The sequence below is a fragment of the Neobacillus sp. S1115 genome (assembly GCF_055385565.1).
The window spans coordinates 3,063,215-3,080,944 of the sequence record NZ_AP038275.1 but is presented as its reverse complement, the minus strand read 5'-3'; the positions used below and the strand labels follow the sequence as shown (position 1 = coordinate 3,080,944).

Below are 17,730 nucleotides of genomic sequence, written 5' to 3'. Positions count from 1 at the left end.
AGTCAGCTCCTATTCCTTTCCTTTTAGAGGAGAAGGCTTTTGTCCATTTGGCTGGCGGACCTTATTATAATCATCCGTCCAATGGGGCCGCTTCTTAAAAGACCACCAGGGCGCCCTGAGGATGGAGTCCTTTAACTCTGAATTTCTAATTGGCGCCAAGGGCTGCAGATAGGGAACTCCAAAAGAACGAAGTGTACACATATGAACAATGATCGTAAGAAGTCCGAGCATGATGCCAACTAATCCCAATGTACCAGCCAGAAACATGATGGGGAACCGGAGAATCCTAAGGACAATCGATGCACTGTAACGCGGGATTAAGAAGGAAGCAATCCCAGTAATCGCCACTGCCATGACCATTGGTGCTGAAACCAAACCCGCCGAGACAGCCGCTTGACCAATGACGAGGGCACCGACAATGCTAACCGCTGAACCAATGTTCTTAGGCAAGCGGATGCCGGCCTCTCGAAGTGCCTCGAATGAAACTTCCATGAGTAATGCTTCTACGAGTGCCGGGAAAGGGATTTGTTCCCGCGATTTTGCAACGCTGATTAACAGGGTAGTGGGAATCATTTCCTGATGGTATGTCAGGATGGCAACGTAAACGGAAGGCAGCAACAAGGCCACCAGCAAAAAGACATAACGCAGCCAGCGAATCAATGTTCCAATAATAAACCCCTCATAATAATCCTCTGGTGACTGCAGCAGGGAGTAAAAGGTCGTTGGTGCAATCAGGACGAAGGGAGTCCCATCCGTTAAGATAACCACATTTCCTTCCAGTAAGCTCGCAGCTGCAATATCCGGCCGTTCTGTATCTAACATCAACGGAAAGGGAGAGTATGGATGATCCTTAATAAACTCCTCGATATATCCGCTCTCCAGAATGCCGTCAATATCAATCCGATTTAAACGGTTTTGAACCTCTTCGATTAGCGTTTGATCGGCAATACCTTCAATGTACATGATGACGACTTGTGTTTGGCTATAGCGTCCTATTTGAAGGGATTTCATTTTCAATTTAGGACTTCTGATTTTCCTGCGCAGGAGGACAATATTTGTGCTTAACGTTTCAATAAAGCCATCTCTCGGACCGCGGACGACAGTTTCTGTAGTCGGCTCTTGAAGAGAGCGTTTTTCCCATTGAGGAATTCCGGCCGAAATTCCATTTGATTGATGATCTATTAAAATAATGGGATTTCCTGATGAAACCTCATTAACCACATCGTCATAGGTTTGTATTTCTTTAATGTTAGAAACCGTTAAGGTCCTTTCAATCAGGGCATGGATATCCGGTTCTTTTTCTAGTTCTAAACTCATTAACGGTGTTAAAAGGTTATTATCGATTTCTTCGACGTTTGACATGCCATCAACATAAATAAGAACAGCTTTTGATTCATTCCCGAGTATAAAATACCGGAACTTTATATCGGCACAATCCGTATAGATCGATTCCAATTTTTGGACATTATCGTCTAAATGGATAGATAATCGATCCTTACTCAAAAGCGTTTGTTGTTCATCTAGAACCATTTGACTTTTCTCATTTATAATTTGTGATAATAATTTCCTTTTACGGAATTTCATGTCCCATTTCCCCTGTATATTTAAGTGTCATGATAATATTCCACATTTTCTCAATGTTAGTATGATTTGGTGTCCCGGGTTTTATGCAGACAGGCCAGGCGTATGATGACTTCTAAGGGATCCACACTGGGAAGGGAAAGAAAGGAAAATCTAGTCATTCGAACATAAAAGATAGCTGAGTAACCCACCCTATTGTTGTCTATCAGGTTGGGTTTTGTTTTCTAAAAGCTAACGTCTTAAGGGAACTGTTAATATTATTATACAATTCGCTAATTGCAGAGATTATGATATTATTGAATAAATAATATTTAGAAAAGGGAATAAACTTGATAGATCCCTAAGAATTTATATTTATAGGAATTTTTAAAATATTCTATATATAAACACTTGAAAATAATACTATTGTGAGATATCTAAATATTCTTTATAATAGTGTTAGGCAATAGGGTTTGGTGAAGATGTTTTTTACGTAAGATATAAAAACTAGGGGGAGTTTATTTGAAAAATCTATTGAAAAAGTGGAATCAAGTAAGTCTAGTAAAACAAATCATTGTTGGTTTGATTATTGGTATTATACTAGCTTTAACGGTTCCTGCAGTAGCAAAGCCGCTAGTCATTTTAGGTTCATTATTTGTCGGTGCTTTAAAAGCCATTGCACCTGTATTGGTACTATTCCTGGTTATGTCGGCCATCGCTCAGCATAAGAGCGGTCAACAGACAAATATGAAATCCATTCTCGTCCTATATCTCTTAGGAACATTTCTAGCTGGATTAATCGCCGTTATTGTAAGTTATATTTTCCCAGTAAATCTAACTCTTGCAAAGGGCGCCGAGGATATGACAGCTCCTGGCGGTGTTGTGGAGGTTCTCAAAACCTTACTTCTGAACATTGTTGATAACCCGGTCAAAGCGATTTTTAATGCGAACTACATTGGAATCCTGGCCTGGGCAGTCGTACTTGGCATTGCATTGAAAAATGCTCCTGACACAACAAAAACAATGATTTCTAATTTTTCTGATGCGGTATCGAAAATGGTGACTTGGGTTATCAAGCTGGCACCGCTAGGAATCATGGGTCTTGTTATCGACTCGATAACGACTAATGGGATCGATTCTTTGCTAAGCTATGGAAAATTACTTGTCGTCTTACTAGGCTGTATGTTTTTTGTGGCCCTTGTAGTAAATCCACTTGTTGTATTCGCTGCGACACGTCAGAACCCGTATCCACTTGTATTTACGTGCTTAAGGGAAAGTGGAATTACCGCCTTCTTTACACGTAGTTCGGCTGCCAATATTCCAGTCAATATGAAATTATGTGAAAAACTAGGTTTGGATAAGGATACTTACTCTGTTTCTATTCCATTAGGAGCAACCATCAATATGGCTGGTGCTGCTGTAACAATTTCCGTCTTGACATTGGCTGCAGTTCACACGCTGGGTATTCATGTAGACATCCCGACAGCGATCATCCTAAGCGTTCTGTCGGCAGTATGTGCTTGCGGTGCTTCGGGGGTTGCGGGCGGATCCTTATTATTGATTCCGCTGGCATGTTCCCTATTTGGAATCCCAAATGACGTGGCAATGCAAGTTGTAGGCGTAGGTTTTATCATCGGTGTTTTACAGGATTCCTGTGAAACAGCATTGAACTCCTCAACAGACGTATTGTTCACGGCTACTGCTGAACACCGTAAGAACCGTTTAGAAGGTAAGAAATCTTTCATCCGAAAATCTGCATAAGGCTGTAAGCCCTCTATCTGGGATAGAGGGCTTTTTTAATTAAGTTGGTGATTTAAATGCAAAATATTATAATGTAGGTTAAAATGATATTTTATAGATAGAAATTTGGAGGATATTATGCTAACTTTTGAAGAAAAACTGGCTGTAATCGAATCATTTCCCGAACTTGAGAAGGTAAATGTTTCACTAGGACGAGTAAATTTCCAATATAACGAAAGTGTTTATGAAAAGAAAAATGTGGTGTACCATCTCCATCCAAATGGAAATGGATTCGTATATGCCGGCCGCATATCCCAATATCATACCGATGCTAAAGGGATGGTTAATATACGAGACTTCTCGGAGGAAGAGTTAAAAAAACTGATTAGAGAATCCATTAATAGCTTGTCTGCTGTTGAAAAGCCTATCGAAGAAGAAGCGATTGTTGGGGATAACGATAAGGAACGATGGGTCAATGAGGAGAATCAAGTTCTGTTATTAGTGAACGAGGATGAAACCTGGAATATTTATTTCGGACTCAATCTCGAAGAAACTTTCGGTACACGGGAAGAGGCGGAAATATTTTTAGTTGAAGAAGGCTTTAGAAGAAGATAGTTTTTCTAAAATGAAGAAAAAATGCCGGTTACTCTCATTTACAAAGGAGTACCGGCATTTTTTTAGTTTTTAACTAATTTTTTTCAATGGTTCACGAAAGACATATTGATTTCTTCCCGCACCAATACCTGCAACGGTTAACATGACATTTATAATTGCTAAAACGAATAACGGAATCGTCCATGACTGGGTCTGGTCGAAAAGGAAACCGATCAAACTAGGACCGATTGCTGCCAGCAGATAGCCGATTGATTGAGACATGCCCGATAAACTCGCTGCCTCTCTGGCATTGGTTGTTCGCAGACCGATAAAGGTGAGGGCTAAACTAAAGCTTGCGCTCTGGGCAACTCCAATGCAAATAACGGATGCTATTAATAATATATTATTGCTGGTATAGATAAGGGCAAATAACCCTGCCAGGTGAAGCAGCCCTAAAAAGAGAACGATCCCTCTTTGTTGTACAAAACGTTCGGCTATGACAGGTGTTGCGAAGGTAGCCGGAAGCCCCGCCAATTGCATGATGGAGAGGATCCATCCTGCTAAAGTTAAGCTCATCCCATGACTTTCTAAAATAGCAGGAAGCCAGGCGATTGTACAATAAAACAAAAATGATTGCAGCCCTATAAAAAGGGTAACCTGCCATGCCAACAGGGAAGACCATAGGCCTTTATTTCCGGATGCAGTGCTCTTGATTGGTTTACCTACGCTATTTTCACGCAGCAGCGGGAACCAAATAATCATAGAAATAACGGCTAATACAGCCCAAAAACCGAGTGCATATTTCCAGCCTAATGACATGCCTTGGGCAAGCGAAACACTAATTCCTGACCCCAGTGCGGCGAAGGTGCTCAGTGAAGTCGTATAGGTACTTGTCATGATGCCGACCTTTTGAGGAAATTTCAGCTTTACTATACTCGGCAGGAGGACGTTCCCAACGGAAATGCCAATTCCAATCAAAAAGGTACCAAGAAAAACGGTCGGGATATAGCCCAAAGACCGTACGATGATTCCGATAAATAAGACAAAAAGACCCAAAAATATCGTCCGTTCATTGCCAAAGGAGCGGCTGATCCTTGGGGCAAGTAAAGAAATGACGGCAAATGCCAGTAAGGGAAGGGTAGTAATAAAACCTGCTGTCCCATTTGAAATGCCTAGGTCTGAACGAATAAATCCTATTAGCGGGCCCACAGATGTTAGTGCTGGCCGCAAATTAAATGCTACAAAAATGATCCCAATGACAAGAAGGGTTTTATTTATTTTTTTCATTCTGTTCCTCCGTGTTGAAAAGAAAAAATCTTCCTTTTATTCATAACCATAATGATATCATTTTATAGGGAAAGAATGTATTTTTTAACAATTATATCGATTGAAAAATGCTAAGAACTAAGATGTTTAAATTAAAAATCATAATTATGTTATGTAAACCCCCTGCTTTACAAGACTCTAAAAATTTTCCCAACTCCCAAAGATGTAAAATTTAAAACATTATGATTTAGTTGGAAATGGAGAGCAGTGTAAAGCTCCACATGTTTCAGGGTTAGCAGCGAAAATTTGGTCCTCCAATTTATCCTGGACCAACACTCAGCTCCGCGCAGAACTGCAAAGAAGAGCTAAACTATACGACATTAAAGGCGGTTACGGTGCAGCTACAGGCGATGACTACGCATCAGGATTTGGATTTGCCAGGGTAAAATAGTTAAAGGATTCTGTTCCCCTACCGATTGAACAACTAATAGGTTATGATATAAAATTAAGTTAATAGTTAAAAATAATAGGAATGTTTGAGACAGCTGCATGGGGGAACAGATATGGTTGTTGTAAAATCGGTAAAAATTGATGGAGAGAGTATCCATATTTTTAATAGTGCCATCTATATTTTTGAATCAAGTTCCGGTTTCAGCTTGCAATTGGATCTCATTGTGAGTGAAGTGACGGTGAAAAAATATAGAAAGTTTGAAAACCTGATTATGGAAATAGAATTAGAGGACGGTCGCATCCTTCAGACCATTATGCATGCGAAAATTCTCCCAGGAGGCTTGCCACAGCTAAATTTATTTTCTGAACTTGATGACCTAAATGAATATGAGGATTTCGATAAAATCAACGAAAACGATTCATGGTTTCCTAATATTGAAGAGGGCATCACATTGGAAGAAATAAGAAAAGTGGAAATGCCATTGGAAGAGGTCAGTTTAAAATTAAAACTGCCCATAAACCAGATAGAATGGCTTAAAGCCCAAAAAAAGAGCGGTTTGAATGAAATGTTTAAGGAAGTAATTAATGATATTATGAAAAAACAAAACCTATAAGGTAACGAACATGCTGTTAAAGCCGACATTCTAGGTAGGAATGTCGGCTTTTTTAGTTTATCATACATAATTATGTATATTTATAAATAAAAAACATCTTATAAATTGATAGTAACCTATTATCCATTATCATACTATGAAAACGCTTTCTGAAAAACTAGCATAAATATTCAAAAAAATATGCAGAAAGTACTTGTCTAATGATAGACTTTTAAATATAATGTAAGAAAATATAACATGAATTGGAGAGGTAATGTGACATGACTGAAACACTTATTTCAAATGCAGCTGTAAATTCTACTCTAGAACAAATTAAAAACACAATTAAAGAAAAAAGTGTTGAGCTACTTCACTTACAATTCGTAGACATTGAAGGAATCCTAAAGCACGTTACCGTAACAACGGAGCAGCTGGAAGATGTAGTAGAAGGAAAAATGATGTTTGATGGATCCTCCATTAAAGGTTTTTCCCCAATAAATAAATCCGACCTTTATTTGCAGCCAGACCTAAATACGTTTGCGGTCCTTCCTTGGACAGTGGAAGCGGGATATTCTGAAGCGCGTTTCCTATGCTCTGTTAAGAACCCTGATGGAACATTATTCGAAGGAGACACAAGAAACGTTTTGAAGAAAACAGTGGAACGTGCTGCTGACCAAGGCTATACCATTTCGGTGGGTCCTGAATTGGAATTCTTCCTTTTTAAAACAGATGAAAATGGTTACCCAACTCAGGAGCTCGGCGATAAAGCTGGCTATTTCGAGCCATCTCCATATGATTTAGGTGAACGTGTTCGCCTAGAAATCTACCGTGCGTTGAAGGCAATGGGCTTTACGATTGAAGCCTCTCACCATGAAGTTGCAGAAGGGCAGCATGAAATTAACTTTAAATATGCAGATGTCCTTACTGCTGCGGACTTGGCGACTACTTATAAGTGGGTTGTTAAGACAGTTGCGAAGAAATTTGGTTTGCATGCTACCTTTATGCCAAAGCCGGTTTTCGGTATCAATGGTTCCGGAATGCACGTCAATATGTCATTCTTTGAGGGAAGCGAAAATGCATTCTTCGATCCTTCTGATGAATTACAATTATCGAAAAAAGCCTATCAATTTATTGCAGGTGTATTAGAAAATGTAAAGAACTTTACTGCCATCACGAACCCGCTAGTAAACTCTTACAAGCGTTTGGTTCCTGGCTATGAGGCACCGTGCTATATTGCATGGTCCACATCAAATCGTTCAGCCCTTATTCGTATTCCTGCCAAAAGAGGTCTTGCTACTCGTGTAGAATTACGCTGTCCAGATCCATCATCCAACCCATATTTAACGTTTGCGGTTATTGCTTCGGCAGGCCTGGATGGAATTGAAAAAGAATTAGAAGCGCCGGCGCAAATTCAAGAGGATATTTTCCACATGAATGAAGAAGAAAGAGCATTTCGCGGCATCGACAATCTTCCTGGAAGCTTAGCAGAAGCTTTAAAAGAATTAGAGGCTGGAGAAATTGCTTCTCAAACATTGGGAGAGCACGTTTACACAGAATATGTTTCCCTGAAAAAAGGAGAATGGGACAGCTATCGTACTGCCGTTCACTCTTGGGAAATCGCAAACTATCATTCTAAGTTCTAAAAATTATCGTTGATAATGTAGCATAAATTAAAGCCAGGAATAATCCTGGCTTTTTGATTTGGATTCAAGTCGATGAGGTGAAGGCTAAAGAGTGGTATCTCATGGATTTTTTTAACTATTTAAGTATACCTTCAACGTCACCCACAATCTGTTCTACCCATTGATGAAGAACCTCTTTTTCCGTCGCCGCAATAGGGTGCGGGATGGTAACAAAAGGGTAATCAGGTATTCCGTGTGCGATGGCCATCGCTTTACTTGAAGAAATAAAGGGTTTGGTGCTAATGACGGCTGTGGGGACGCCATGTCTTTCCATTATAATCCCATCGAGCAAACTGCCCGAGCTGCAGGACCCTCAATCTCCAACTCCGGAGATGATAAAGTCACATTTCTCGGCAAGCATGCTAGCCTCTGCATCGGTGAGACCATGTGAAAAAGATAATTTTTTATGGTGGATGACATCCTTCAGATTATATTTTTGCTGAAGACGTTCCGCCAGAAAACGAATGACGGTGTCTGAATTCTTCTTTCCGTTATCGACTAACCCGATGACACTGCCTTCTAAAGATTTCTCTCTTTTCGCCATTCGCAATTCTTTTAAACTAGGACCAGAGGTAGGATTAAACACAATTAAACTCAAATCGCAGCCATCCTTTCTATTGAAAAGTAATTATGAAAACCAATCACCGATTGGTTAAGAGCACTCATGTCAGGTGAATCCTGTTGCGGCTTTAATCGACTTTGTGACGGCTTTAGACTGTTTGTAGCTAAACCATCCCGGCATACAAGCGGAAAATCTTCCCGCTTCCCCGCCGGCTACCATTAAAAGGATTTGTTCCGGGGAAGGAATAGCGTGTTTGAATTTATGCTCATCTCCATCATCAATGGGTGCATCGATGATTCCACCATGTTTCATATCACGGATTGACCTTTTTGCATTCTCGTAGAGAAATTGCTGAACACTTTCCTTAGACCAGCCTTCCTTTTGCAGGTGATGGTAATGTTCAGGGCAAAGGACAACCGCCATTTCCGTTTCACTCGCCATATTCATGGTACCTAAAGCACTCATCCGGTCCGACATCGTTCTGAGAATTCCAACGCTGTTAAGGGAACCATGATTTTGAATTTGATTTGGACCTTCACAGGCAAACACAGTAACTGTGCTGTCATTTTCTTTAAATCCTCTTTGAACATGAAGAGGTGTCCAATCAGTCTTCTTTTCAGCAAAACAAAAGCTGTATTTGGCTGAGGTGCCAAGAGTCGAGCGGTCGAATTCTGGAGAACCGCCGGCATTGATCATCAACAAGCGAATCGCCCGTCCAATCGTGGCGTTTGCTCGATTCCCGGGGCCAAAGGCATTAGCACCAGAATTTAACCCAATTTGCTCGACAATGGGACCATTTACGGCAATCATGATGGCAGCACCATGAGTACTGGCACTTGGTCCGTGCAGTCCAAATTCAGGTTCACAGATGGCTTGTACCGCTGCCATGACGACCGGGAAATATCCTGGCAAACAACCTGCCATGACCGCATTTATGGCTACTATTTCAGCTGTAAAAACTCTTCCTCTTTCAGGAATGGCACCAACGATGGTGTCCGGTTCCATATTGACACTTTGCAACATTTCATAGATTCGCTCTTCCGTCGGCGGAACAATTGGCAGACCATCCGTCCAGCCTTTTTGAAAAAAATGCTCAATTGCCGCTAGACCATCCTTCACTTCCATTTTTTCAGCCCGAAGCATATCCAACAACCACCCCTTTCAGTCTTTTATAATGTATTCTGAAAAACTATCAGATATCCTGCTTTTTATAGGAAAGAAAGGTACAGTAAAAGGAACTTTGTGGACTTTATATATTTTTAGTTCATATATCGCAAAGCAGTTCATAAATTTAGAGAGAAGGGATGGACTGTTGATTTTAAAGTGGACAAACCTATGACCTGTAGATAAAAAGCAGAAAATTCCAGCTTAAGGAAAAGGAGTAAACATGCTGATGGAATTCCTTCAAGAAATTATCCACAATTATAGTACATTTTTTTCATTAAAGGCTTTTGAATCTGTAGCTTTTGATCATGCCAGCTGGGGCATTATTGGTTCATTGATCATTCTTGAAGGATTATTATCTGCGGACAATGCTTTGGTGTTGGCAGTAATGGTGAAGCATCTGCCAAAGGAACAGAGAAAGAAGGCATTATTTTATGGAATATTCGGCGCCTATTTTTTTCGATTATTGGTCATTGGCATAGGTGTTTCCTTAATTCATATTGCATGGATCAAGATTGTCTGCGGCCACTATTTGCTGTTTATTGTCCTGCAGAACTTATTTTTGAAAAAAGAAGAAGAGGATGAGGTTCGGCCTAAAAGAATGGGCTTCTGGAGGACCGTGTTAACGGTGGAGTTAATGGACATTGCCTTTAGCTTTGATAGCATTGTTGCCGCTTTTGGTGTTTCAAATGAAGAATGGGTCTTGTTCATGGGCGGAATATTGGGAATCTTAATGATGCGGGGAGTCGCCCAGTTATTCCTAAAATTGATTAATAAAGTACCGGAATTTGAAACAACCTCTTTTATATTAATCGCCATAATCGGAGTAAAAATGATTATCTCTTCATTTGGAATTCATTTTGATGAAATCATATTCTTCAGCGTTTTAATCACCACCTTCTTCGGAACCTTTATCGTCCATTTGGTCAGGAAAAACTCTGGAAACGAACCTACTATCTAAGCTGGCGATATGGAAGAGTATTGAATGCAATAGGCTTTGGAAGAAATAAAATTGGTAGTATATAAAGAAAGCCCCTCTTGGCTGAGAGGGGCTTTTAATATGGAATTAGTAATAATGGGGGGGAGGCTAACTTGCGGTATTAAGTTTATTTAAAAAGTTACGAAGTTCTTTGTTAAAGGCATCTTTTGCCTCAAGCTTGGCAACATGACCAGTATTTCTGAATATAACAAACTCGGAGTGGGCAATTTGCTTATGCATTAAGTACTGTATCCAAACTGGAGTGACAGAATCATATTGTCCGCCGATTATAAGGGTAGGTACAGTTATGTTTGAAAGTAATCTTAAATAATTCACTTTCAAACATGCTTCCGCCGATTGGATATAGAATTCTTTATTTGGCTGATAATATCGGAAAAACTTTTCGAAGTTTTCCTTTGACCAAGAATATAAACAAGTCTTGGCGGCAGTTTCTTTCATACCTTCCAACGATTTATTCTTTACCAGAGCACGACGGTATTTTAAAAATAATTCCCCAAACTGTTTTGGGGCATAATGGAATGTACTTACTAGCAGCAAGGAGCGGCACATTTCTGGTGCCAGACGATAGATTTCCTGTGCCACCATTCCGCCCATTGATAAACCGCAAATGTGTGCGCTTTCAATTCCAAGGCTTTTTAATAATGCGATCACATCGTAGGCAAAGTTATAAATGGATATTTCACCGGGAAAATGATACTCACCATGTCCACGTAAATCCGGAATAATTAAGTCAAACTGATCAGCTAATTCGAATTGATCAGACCAACCTTCCTTCACTTCACCAAGTCCGTGAATGAAAACTAATGGCTCACCGGCACCGAGACGTAAATAAGGAATTTCGGAGCAACTTTTTTGTACCTCACTCAAAGTTCATTCCTCCTAAGGGTTTGGATAAAACCTTTATTTCCTATATTTTTATGGTTGAAATCTTTATAATGTTTGGGTTTAATTTATTATATCATCATGTTTAATCTTTTAACACACATAAATGTAAATTACACATAGGTATTTTTTAAGGGATACGGCACAAAGGTCCATGCAAGCAGGTAAAGGGGGCATGGTGTGCAAATCATTTATATTGTGATTCATGTCACAGTTTCTCCTTTCGGTTTACACTATAATGGTAGTAGAAATTACTGCTATTATAGTGAAAAGAGGTATTGTCATGTATCAAATATTAGATCAGGAAAAAGTCAACGAGTTCGTGGACCGTTTTTATGATAGGTTGATGAAGGATGATTACTATATCAACATGTTTAAAGAAAGAAACGTGGACATTGAACAGTTAAAGAATCGTCAACGCACATTTATCAATCGATTGGTGTCTGAAGAAACAACTCACGATCATGAGAATCAGGTTAAGGATCGGCATCCCTTCCAAATCGCTCCAGAACGGGCGGAAATGTGGTTTAATAATATGAAGGAAACCATAAATGAAATGGATTGGGATTCTGCCTCAAAAGGGCGTTTAATCGAAAAAGTAGAATTTCTATTGAATAAGATAGTGAAATAAAAGATAAGCGCAAGGAACTAGGTTTCGAGAGTTCCTTGCGCTTTTTTTAAACAAATATTCAGAAAATAATTAAAATTGACGTTGAATTCAAGTATAATAGAAAGGAAGACTAACCCAAAAAGGAGTGAATGGCGTGTCCATTACAGATTTAACCGCAACTGAGTTAGGAAAGTTAATCAAACAAAAGGAACTGTCACCAGTCGATGTTGTCCAAGGATTTTTGAACCGGATCGAAACTCATAACTCCAAATGGAATGCATATGTGACCATCAATGAGCAGGCTCTTGAAGAAGCAAAGAATGCCGAAGAATCAGTGATGAAGGGTGAAAACCTGGGCAAACTTCATGGAATTCCGATTGCCATTAAGGATTTAACCCCGACAAAAGGAATTTTAACTACATATGGATCTCCACTTTTTAAAGATTATGTTCCGGATTACGACCCTATTTTTTTACAAAGAATTAAGGCGGAGGGCGGGATCGTCCTAGGAAAAACAAATACACCGGAATTCGGCCATAAAGGGGTTACAGATAACCCGCTGTTTGGGGTGACGAAAAACCCATGGGATGACAGGTTGACTCCAGGGGGATCAAGCGGCGGTTCTGCTGCAGCTGTGGCAGCTAAACTCGCACCGTTCGCCGAAGGAAGTGATGGAGGCGGATCCATCCGCATTCCGGCAGCACTGACAGGTATTTTTGGGTTAAAGCCAACCTTTGGTCTGGTTCCTCACGAGGATCGTCTCAATTTATTTGGTTCCGAACATCCGTATTTACATAATGGACCAATGGCAAGGACTGCGGAAGATGCTGCGTTGCTGCTTTCGGTTATGGCCGGCTATGATGTGAATAATCCAAATTCTATTCCGGATTCAGGAGAGGATTTCACGGACCTTAACAGGGATTTGAAGGGCCTAAAGATTGCCTATACCCGTAACTTCGGTCTGTATGAAATTTCGGATGATGTTGCCGAAGTTATCGACAAAGCGGTTGGGCATTATGCTGATCTTGGCTGTGAAGTGGAAGAGATTGACCTGGATCTAGGATTAAGCTTAAAGGAACTAGCTCGTGCCTTCTCCGGAATGTGGTGCGTGAAATTTGCTGCCAGCTACGGCGAATATTTCGATAACGATCCCGCAAGCTTCTCGGATGGAATGGCCAAAATGATCGCAATCGGAAGAAAACTTAGTGCGATTGATTATAAAGCGATTGAACTTAAACGAACGATTGTATGGAAAAAAATCCAAGATGTATTAAACAATTATGATTTGTTACTTTCACCTGTTTTGGCAACAACAGCCTTTGAACACCACTTACCGGGTCCGTCCTTGATTAACGGAAAAAGTGTAAACCCTTCCACAGATTGGATGCTTACACAAATTTATAATTTAACAGGACACCCTGCGGCCTCATTGCCAATTGGGTTGACAAGCAGCGGCTTGCCTGTCGGATTGCAAGTGGCAGGAAACAGATTTGCAGATAAGCTTGTCTTGCAGGCTTGTCATGCATATGAAAAAGCATTTCAAACTTATTTGGAACCAGTGAGTGTATAAGGTTAATATTCTCCGGGGGAAATGGCGTTAAGCGCAAGTAAATTGAGGTTATCCGAGAGTAAAATCAGGTTATCCGCGAGCAAACGTGGTGAACGAGAGTAAAGTCAGCTTATGCGAGAGTAAACTGAGGTTATCCGAGAGTAAATTCGGCTCATACGCGAGTAAAATCAAGCTATCCGCGAATAAAGCATTGCGACCATAAAGAGGAGGGATTTTGTTGAGTAAAATCATTCACGAAAAGAATGTCCCAGCTGTTATGAGAGATGGCACCACCTTGTATGCTGAGGTTTTTCGTCCCGATGGAGAAGGAAAATATCCTGTTCTATTACAACGAACCCCTTATAACAAGGAATTTCTTCCCCTGACCACGATGGTATTGGATCCAATCGTTGCCGCCCATAAAGGGTATGTCGTCATCATTCAAGATGTGCGCGGCCGCTTTGAATCAGAGGGCGCTCCTTTTTATATTTATAAAAATGAATATAACGACGGCTACGATTCGGTAGAGTGGGCGGCCTCCTTGCCATACTCGGATGGAAATGTCGGCATGTATGGCCTGTCATATATGGGGATGACTCAATTCCAGGCGGCCTGCATGCAGCCGCCTAGTTTAAAAGCGATTTTTCCCATCACATGGGGAACCGATGTATATATGTATCGCGGCGGTGCGCTGGAACTTGGTTTACTGGTCTCTTGGAGTATGTCGACGATTGGCCCGAATGCAGTTGTAAAGGCTAAACAAGGAAAAGCGGACTTTTTAAAAGAATTTATGACACTTCTCGATTCCATTGACCATATAGAAGAGGCTGCGTATTCGCAATTGCCCATCCGAGACAGTGAATGGCTCAAACTAGGGGAGGGCTACGCCGCGTTCGTTCACGATATTTTGAATCATGATCTAAGAGATGAATACCATCAGGAAATCAGTGTTAGAGAAAAGTCAGATAACATTGATGTGCCTATTTTCGGCATTGCAGGCTGGTATGATCTCCTTCTAGGGCAGGATCTCGAGCACTATGAAAAATTAAAAGAAAAAAAGAATACGAAGCTCATGATTGGCCCTTGGGCTCACGCAGGTTTTGCCCCAATCGTAGGGGATCTCAATTTTGGCATGAGCACATCCAGCCTGCTGCTTGAATTAAAAACCGATTTAACCAGTCTGCAAATAAAATGGTTCGACCATTGGTTAAAGGGAATCGAAAACGGTGTCACGGAAGAGCCGCCAGTCAAACTATTTGTTATGGGCGAAAATAAATGGCGCAGTGAGCAGGAATGGCCGCTGAAACGAACCGTTTATACACCTTACTATTTCCAAAGTAATGGCAAGGCCAATACGAAAGATGGCGATGGTACTCTATCCGCAACTCCGCCGCTGGAGGAAACAAACGATAGTTATGTTTATGACCCAGCCAATCCAGTACCTACGCTTGGCGGTAACCTGTTAATGCCGGCGAATTATCTTCGCGGACCAATTGACCAGCAGCATTTGGAAGCGCGCGAAGATATTTTAGTCTATACGAGTGAGGTTTTAGAGGAAGACATTGAGGTAACCGGTCCGGTAAAAGTGGTCTTATATGGATCAAGCTCCGCGGTAGACACTGACTTTACCGCTAAACTGGTCGATGTCCATCCAGACGGGAAAGCGTTTAACATCGCAGATGGCATTATCCGAGCCAAATACAGAGAGAAAAATCAGCCGCCTTCCCTCATCACGCCAAATGAAGTGTACCGCTATGAAATTGATTTACTGTCAACCAGTAATTTATTTAAAAAAGGGCACCAGCTGAGAGTGGAGATTTCGAGCAGCAATTTCCCGCGTTTTGACCGGAATACGAACACGGGTGAATCTGGAATTGATAGCAAGGAGTTCATAACCGCTTCCCAAAAAGTATTTCATAGTGAAGAATATCCATCCCATATCCTGCTGCCGGTTATTCCTAGGTAGGTTTGTTAATTTGATAGAAACACAGAATATCAGGTGAAAAAGCCCTCAGCTGAGGGTTTTTTCATTAAAAGTAACGGGGGGATATTCGAAATGGAATGCGTTGTGTTAAAGGATGGACAGGTTTCCTTAGAGGATATCGCCATTCCGGAAATTGGAGAATACCAAATATTAGCCAAAGTAAAGCGGGCAGGTATTTGCGGAACAGATTTAAAGCTATATACAGGAAATTATCACCATGATCCTAAAGCACCGCCAGTTGTTCTGGGCCACGAATTTATCGGAGAAGTGGTCGCAGTGGGGGCAAAGGTCACTAAAGCAGTGATCGGGGACCGGATTGTGGCCCATCCTACATACAGCAGCTGTCAAGAATGTACCTACTGCAGCAGTGGAGAATTTAATCTGTGCTCTCATCGTAAGCGGATTGGTTTCGATTATCATGGAGTCTTTGCCCAGTGTGTAAAACTTCATGAACAGCAGGTTTATATTGTCCCTGATACGATTTCAGATGATGCGGGTGCGTTAATTGAACCGCTGTCTGTAGCGGTAAGAGGTGTGTATAAGGCTGATATTACACCAACAGATACTGTTTTAATTATTGGACCGGGCACCATCGGACTATTTACGGCTCTTGTAGCAAAACAATTTGGGGCAACAGTGTTAGTTTGTGGGACGCCAGCAGATGCAGACCGCCTCGAAATCGCTTCGCAAATGGGCGTGGATACCACAGTCATGTCCGAGGATTTGCCAAGTCTGTTAATAGAGAAAAATATGAACATTGGTATCGTTTTCGAATGCTCCGGGAATGAAAACGGTATTAATTTAGGACTTTCCGTCCTGCGTCCAAAAGGACAATTTATCCAGATAGGTACATCCTCGAAACTAACAAATGTATCTTTTATGGACATCGCTTATAAAGAACTAAAAGTGACTGGCAGTATCGCTGCCATTAAAGAAGATTGGCATACAGCCATCAAATTAATGGAAAAATTGCAGACCAAAGCCCTCTTAATTGTAAAAAAACACTTGGAACTTAAGGATTTTAAAGAAGGTTTTGAGGAATGCCTAAACAATGGCGGCCCGAAAGTTTTATTTACCCCCAGAGAAACTTAAATGAAAGAGAGGCAATGATTAGATGAAAGCTGTTCTAGTAAACGAAAAAAATCATGATCTATATATCGGAGAAGTAAATGACCCGATTCTAAGCGAGGGTGACCTACTTGTAAAAGTGAAAGCAACAGCCATAAACCGGGCCGATTTGCTGCAGAGAAAAGGGTTATATCCGCCACCTCCTGGTGAATCAACCATTATTGGTTTGGAGATGGCTGGTGTGGTTGAAAAAGTTGGCCATGGTGTATCAGACTGGAATGAAGGTGACCGGGTTTATGCCCTATTGCCGGGCGGCGGCTATGCAGAGAAGGTGGTCATTCCGGCAGATATGGGGATGAGAATACCGGACGAGATGACGTTTGAAGAAGCTGCTGCAATTCCAGAAGCCTTTCTGACAGCCTACTTAAACATGGTTGTATTAGGAAATTTAAAAGCGGGAGAAAATGTGCTGATTCATGCCGGAGCGAGCGGTGTTGGAACAGCAGCCATCCAGATTGCAAGGGAGTTAGGTGCAATCAGTATCGTGACGGCAGGCTCTGCTGAAAAATTAGACCGCTGTCTATCTCTCGGTGCGAACTATACCGTCAATTATAAGGAAGAAGATTTTTCAGAAAAAGTCCGTGAAATCACGAATGGAAAAGGTGTCCAGCTAATCCTGGACTTCATTGGGGCTTCTTATTGGGAGGCTAATATAAAGTCAATTGGCATCGATGGCAGATGGATATTAATCGGGACCCTGGGCGGACAAGCATTGACCTCAGCGCATTTAGGCCCATTCCTTCAGAAGAGGATCCAATTTATCGGGTCAACGCTTAGGTCCAGGACCAAAGCATTTAAAATTGATTTAACCCGTCAGTTTGAAGAATTTTCGAGAGGAAAATTTAGTGCAGGAAAACTGGCTCCGATTATCGATCAAGTTTTTGATTGGAAAGATGTATCTTCAGCTCATCAGTATATGGCGGAAAATCGAAATACCGGAAAGATTGTTTTAAAGGTAGAGTGAGG

15 protein-coding genes and 1 pseudogene are annotated in these 17,730 nt (G+C 41.1%); 11 read left to right on the top strand and 5 right to left on the bottom strand.

Translation table 11 applies throughout. The features are described 5' to 3' along the window. Positions 1–9 precede the first annotated feature (9 nt). Positions 10–1,584 carry a spore germination protein gene (locus tag ACZ5B7_RS14900; protein WP_464494369.1) on the bottom strand — a complete coding sequence of 525 codons (1,575 nt, stop codon included), beginning with the start codon at positions 1,582–1,584 and terminating at the stop codon, positions 10–12. A gap of 498 nt (positions 1,585–2,082) precedes the next feature. Between ACZ5B7_RS14900 and sstT the strand changes: the two genes are divergently transcribed. Then, on the top strand, positions 2,083–3,321 hold the full coding sequence (gene sstT / locus ACZ5B7_RS14895; protein ID WP_464494368.1) for a serine/threonine transporter SstT: 1,239 nt from the start codon (positions 2,083–2,085) through the stop codon (positions 3,319–3,321). 117 nt (positions 3,322–3,438) lie between these two features. Next, positions 3,439–3,915 carry a hypothetical protein gene (locus tag ACZ5B7_RS14890; protein ID WP_464494367.1) on the top strand — a complete coding sequence of 159 codons (477 nt, stop codon included), beginning with the start codon at positions 3,439–3,441 and terminating at the stop codon, positions 3,913–3,915. Between the two features lie 69 nt (positions 3,916–3,984). On the opposite strand, the gene ACZ5B7_RS14885 is transcribed toward ACZ5B7_RS14890, so the two are convergent. Beyond that, entirely contained in the window at positions 3,985–5,181 is a 1,197-nt protein-coding gene (locus ACZ5B7_RS14885; protein WP_464494366.1) for a CynX/NimT family MFS transporter, read from the bottom strand. Between the two features lie 253 nt (positions 5,182–5,434). Here ACZ5B7_RS14885 and ACZ5B7_RS14880 point away from each other — a divergent pair. From ACZ5B7_RS14880 to glnA, 3 genes and pseudogenes are all read left to right on the top strand, one after another. Next, positions 5,435–5,611: pseudogene (locus ACZ5B7_RS14880) on the top strand (S8 family serine peptidase); the annotation flags it as partial. Between the two features lie 112 nt (positions 5,612–5,723). Further along, complete coding sequence (locus tag ACZ5B7_RS14875) at positions 5,724–6,224, top strand: hypothetical protein (RefSeq protein ID WP_464494365.1); 501 nt, start codon at positions 5,724–5,726, stop codon at positions 6,222–6,224. 260 nt (positions 6,225–6,484) lie between these two features. Next, the gene (gene glnA, locus ACZ5B7_RS14870; RefSeq protein WP_464494364.1) at positions 6,485–7,846 is read left to right on the top strand and encodes a type I glutamate--ammonia ligase; all 1,362 of its coding nucleotides are present in this window, start codon (positions 6,485–6,487) and stop codon (positions 7,844–7,846) included. 115 nt (positions 7,847–7,961) lie between these two features. On the opposite strand, the gene ACZ5B7_RS14865 is transcribed toward glnA, so the two are convergent. Both ACZ5B7_RS14865 and ACZ5B7_RS14860 read right to left on the bottom strand, forming a co-directional pair. Further along, positions 7,962–8,483, bottom strand: a complete 522-nt coding sequence (locus ACZ5B7_RS14865) for a UGSC family (seleno)protein (RefSeq protein WP_464494363.1) — start codon at positions 8,481–8,483, stop codon at positions 7,962–7,964. A 69-nt stretch (positions 8,484–8,552) separates the two neighbouring features. Further along, a complete protein-coding gene (locus ACZ5B7_RS14860) occupies positions 8,553–9,590 on the bottom strand; it encodes a hypothetical protein (RefSeq protein WP_464494362.1) in 1,038 nt (345 codons plus the stop codon). A 244-nt stretch (positions 9,591–9,834) separates the two neighbouring features. On the opposite strand from ACZ5B7_RS14860, the gene ACZ5B7_RS14855 reads away from it, so the two are divergent. After that, entirely contained in the window at positions 9,835–10,572 is a 738-nt protein-coding gene (locus ACZ5B7_RS14855) for a TerC family protein (protein WP_423802524.1), read from the top strand. Between the two features lie 126 nt (positions 10,573–10,698). Here ACZ5B7_RS14855 and ACZ5B7_RS14850 read toward each other — a convergent pair whose 3' ends face one another. After that, positions 10,699–11,478, bottom strand: coding sequence for an alpha/beta fold hydrolase (locus ACZ5B7_RS14850; protein WP_464494361.1), 780 nt, complete (start codon positions 11,476–11,478; stop codon positions 10,699–10,701). Between the two features lie 298 nt (positions 11,479–11,776). Here ACZ5B7_RS14850 and ACZ5B7_RS14845 point away from each other — a divergent pair, with 298 nt between their 5' ends. From ACZ5B7_RS14845 to ACZ5B7_RS14825, 5 genes are all read left to right on the top strand, one after another. Continuing rightward, positions 11,777–12,124 (top strand): globin domain-containing protein, encoded by a 348-nt coding sequence (locus ACZ5B7_RS14845; protein WP_464494360.1) that lies wholly within the window; start codon positions 11,777–11,779, stop codon positions 12,122–12,124. A 133-nt stretch (positions 12,125–12,257) separates the two neighbouring features. Beyond that, positions 12,258–13,673: an amidase gene (locus tag ACZ5B7_RS14840; protein WP_464494359.1), complete on the top strand. Its 1,416-nt coding sequence runs from the start codon at positions 12,258–12,260 to the stop codon at positions 13,671–13,673. 217 nt (positions 13,674–13,890) lie between these two features. Continuing rightward, positions 13,891–15,618: a CocE/NonD family hydrolase gene (locus ACZ5B7_RS14835; protein ID WP_464494358.1), complete on the top strand. Its 1,728-nt coding sequence runs from the start codon at positions 13,891–13,893 to the stop codon at positions 15,616–15,618. Positions 15,619–15,708: 90 nt separating this feature from the next. Further along, complete coding sequence (locus ACZ5B7_RS14830; RefSeq protein ID WP_464494357.1) at positions 15,709–16,728, top strand: zinc-dependent alcohol dehydrogenase; 1,020 nt, start codon at positions 15,709–15,711, stop codon at positions 16,726–16,728. Between the two features lie 22 nt (positions 16,729–16,750). Then, positions 16,751–17,728, top strand: a complete 978-nt coding sequence (locus ACZ5B7_RS14825; RefSeq protein WP_464494356.1) for an NAD(P)H-quinone oxidoreductase — start codon at positions 16,751–16,753, stop codon at positions 17,726–17,728. The last annotated feature ends 2 nt before the right edge of the window (positions 17,729–17,730 follow it).